At 68.6% G+C, this 2,870-nt stretch carries 4 protein-coding genes and 1 pseudogene; 1 reads left to right on the forward strand and 4 read right to left on the reverse strand.

The annotated features are described in order from the left end of the window. The coding region (locus ACV4UX_RS18370; RefSeq protein ID WP_491594729.1) for an NAD(P)H-dependent glycerol-3-phosphate dehydrogenase at window positions 1–876 on the reverse strand (876 nt) is incomplete at its 3' end. A 111-nt stretch (window positions 877–987) separates the two neighbouring features. On the opposite strand from ACV4UX_RS18370, the gene ahbB reads away from it, so the two are divergent. After that, a complete protein-coding gene (gene ahbB / locus ACV4UX_RS18375; RefSeq protein WP_491594730.1) occupies window positions 988–1,467 on the forward strand; it encodes a siroheme decarboxylase subunit beta in 480 nt (159 codons plus the stop codon). A gap of 174 nt (window positions 1,468–1,641) precedes the next feature. Here ahbB and ACV4UX_RS18380 read toward each other — a convergent pair whose 3' ends face one another. From ACV4UX_RS18380 to ACV4UX_RS18390, 3 genes and pseudogenes are all read right to left on the reverse strand, one after another. Further along, window positions 1,642–1,833, reverse strand: coding sequence for a hypothetical protein (locus ACV4UX_RS18380; protein WP_491594731.1), 192 nt, complete (start codon window positions 1,831–1,833; stop codon window positions 1,642–1,644). Window positions 1,834–2,062: 229 nt separating this feature from the next. Beyond that, entirely contained in the window at window positions 2,063–2,557 is a 495-nt protein-coding gene (locus ACV4UX_RS18385) for a chemotaxis protein CheW (protein WP_491594732.1), read from the reverse strand. A gap of 15 nt (window positions 2,558–2,572) precedes the next feature. Continuing rightward, window positions 2,573–2,870: pseudogene (locus tag ACV4UX_RS18390) on the reverse strand (hypothetical protein); the annotation flags it as partial.

Below are 2,870 nucleotides of genomic sequence, written 5' to 3' on the forward strand. Positions count from 1 at the left end.
CGCCAGGGCGTGCACGGCCTGGGTGGTCTTCACGCCCTCGGCCACGGTGCGCATCTCCGTGAGGATGTCCATGAGCTTCTGGCCCTTGGCCAGCCTGCGCCCCACCTGGCGGTTGCGCGAGAGGTCGCCCGTGCAGGTGAGCACCAGGTCGCCCAGGCCCGAGAGGCCGGTGAAGGTCTTGGGGTCGGCCCCGAGCTTCGCGCCCAGGCGGGCCATCTCGGCCAGGCCGCGCGTGATGAGCGCGGCGCGGCCGTTGGCGCCGAAGCCCAGCTCGTCGGAGACGCCCGCCGCGATGGCGATGATGTTCTTCACCGCGCCGCCCAGCTCCACGCCGCGCACGTCCTTGTTGGTGTAGACCCGGAAGGAGTCGGTGGCGAAGGTCTGCTGGATCTCGCGGGCCAGGTCCTTGTCCTTGCAGCCCAGGCTGATGGCGGTGGGCATGCGCCGGATGGTCTCGTAGGCGAAGCTTGGGCCGGAGAGCACGGCGAAGCGGTGCTTGCGCCCGCCCATCACGTCCTCGCAGACCTCGGACATGGTCTTGCCGGTGTCGAGTTCCATGCCCTTGCTGGCGCAGACGATGGCCGGGTTCTTGGGCAGGAAGTCGCGCATCTCGCCCAGCTTGCCGCGCGTGAACTGGCTGGGAAGGGCCATGACGAAGAGTTCCTTGCCCGCGCAGGCCTGCTCCAGGTCCAGCGAGACCTGGAGGTTGGGCGAGAGCTTCACCCCCGGCACGTACCATCCGTTCTCGCCCGTGGACTTGATCTGGGCCAGAAGCTCCATCTCGCGCACCCAGAGGGTGACGTTCTCTCCCTTGCCTGCCAGCAGGTCGGCCAGGGTGGTCCCCCAGCTGCCGCCGCCTATCACCGCTACGTTCATGATTGTCTCCTCGCATGGCGCGGGCCAACGCCCCCGCGTCTGGGCAATTGCATCTACCACATGAACCCGGTAGAGAGAAAGGGCATCCCACGCCCCTTCCCAGGAGGTTTCATGTCCCAGGCCAAAGAGTTCAGCGCGGTGGAGCGGCGCATCCTGTCCATCGTGCAGGGCGATCTGCCCGACGGCCCCGAGCCCTTCGCCGAGGTGGCGCGCATGGCGGGGGCCACCCTGGAGCAGGTGCTGGAGCTGATCCGGGGCATGAAGGAACGCGGCGAGATCCGCCGCTTCGGGGCCACCCTGCGCCACCAGAAGGCCGGCTACGGCTCCAACGCCATGGTGGCCTGGTTCGTGGACCCGGAAGACATGGAGCGCATGGGGGCCTTCTTCGCGGCCCGTCCCGAAATCTCCCACTGCTACCACCGCGTGAACTGCATGGACTGGCCCTACAACCTCTACACCATGGTCCACGCCAAAAGCCGTCAGGCCTGTGACGAAACCGTGGCCGAACTGGCCAGGCTCTCGGGGCTTGACGAATACGACGTGCTGGAAAGCCGCAGGGAGTTCAAGAAGACCAGCATGCGGTATTTCTAGGCTCGCGCCGCCCCAGACCGGAAGTTCGTTGCCGGACGCCATGATGCGGCGTGCGTCCGCCGCGCCCGGCCACGCCGGATACGCGCTCTTCGGACGCGAAGCGGCGCGCCTGCCCGCCGAAACGCGAAAGCCCCCTTGCGGGGGCTTTCGCGTTTCGGGGCGGTTCGCCGCGCCTCAGGCCACGCGGTTGGAAACCAGGCCCTTGAACACTTCCAGGATGAGCAGGTTGATCTTGGTGGGCGCGTTGATGAAGGCGTCCACCTCGGCGGCGCGCTGCGCCGCCTTCTCCACGGCGTATTCCCGGATGAGCTGGTTGACCAGATTCGCGTCCGGGATGCGGGCTGGGCTGGTCGGTGATGTGGACATGCGCGCCTCGCTGACGTTGACGGCGCTCCGGGGCGGAGCGGCCTTATGTCTCATCGGCCGACGGGGGGCGGTTCTTTAGGCCCCCGGCGGCCGGAAGCACCCCTGCCGCGCGCCGCGCCCGGAAGCAACCGCGTCACGCCGGGAGGGCCGGGGCCTCACGGCGTGACGCGCACGTTCTCGTGCGTCGCCTGCGCCGGGGCGCGTGGCGGGCGGTTCGCCGCCGTGCGGCTCAGGCCGCGTCCTGGGAGTCCCCCCCGGCCGCCGCGCCGATGTGCGTCAGCTCCGCCTCGGTGAACACCTTGTCGATGTCCAGGATGATGATGAACTCCTCCTGGTGCTTGCCGATGCCCTGGATGAAGTCCGCCTTGATGGACGTGCCCATGCGGGGCGCGGGTTCGATGTCCTTGGGCTCGATGTCCATCACTTCCTTCACCGAGTCGGCCAGCGCGCCCAGGACCGTCTCCTCGCCGCCCAGGGAGACCTCCACGATGATGATGCAGGTGTTCACGGTGCGCGTGGTCTCGGCCATGCCGAACTTCAGGCGCACGTCCACCACGGGCACGGCGCGTCCGCGCAGGTTGATCACGCCCCGGATGTAGTCCGGGGTGCGCGGCACCTTGGTGATGGTGGTGTACTCCAGGACCTCGCGCACGCTGGCGATGTCCAGGGCGAAGACCTCCTCGCCCAGGGTGAACGTCAGGTACTGATTGGTGGTTTCGCTCACGGTCCGCTCCCCTGGCTAGAATTTCTCGAAGTCGTCGTCGTGGTCGCCCGCGCCCAGGTCCAGGGTGACGCCCTTGCCGGGCTTGCGGACCGAGGGCTTGGACGCGGCCTTGCGCGGGGCCGGGGCGGCGTGTCCGCCGGGCAGGGCGCGGGGGGCCTGGCGGCGCAGGGAGGAGCCGCCCTTGAGCCTGAAGAAGCTCACGGTGGAGAGCAGCTGTTCGGCCTGGCTGGAGAGCTCCTCCGAGGTGGAGGCCATCTCTTCCGAGGCCGAGGCGTTCTGCTGGATCACCTGGTCGAGCTGCTGCACGGCCTTG

This window comes from Fundidesulfovibrio sp. (genome assembly GCF_058402725.1).

What these genes read in the sequence shown, in the direction of transcription:
- ahbB (WP_491594730.1), top strand. Translation starts at nt 988, where the DNA reads ATGTCCCAGGCCAAAGAGTTCAGCGCGGTGGAGCGGCGCATCCTGTCC.
- ACV4UX_RS18380 (WP_491594731.1), bottom strand. Translation starts at nt 1,833, where the DNA reads ATGTCCACATCACCGACCAGCCCAGCCCGCATCCCGGACGCGAATCTG.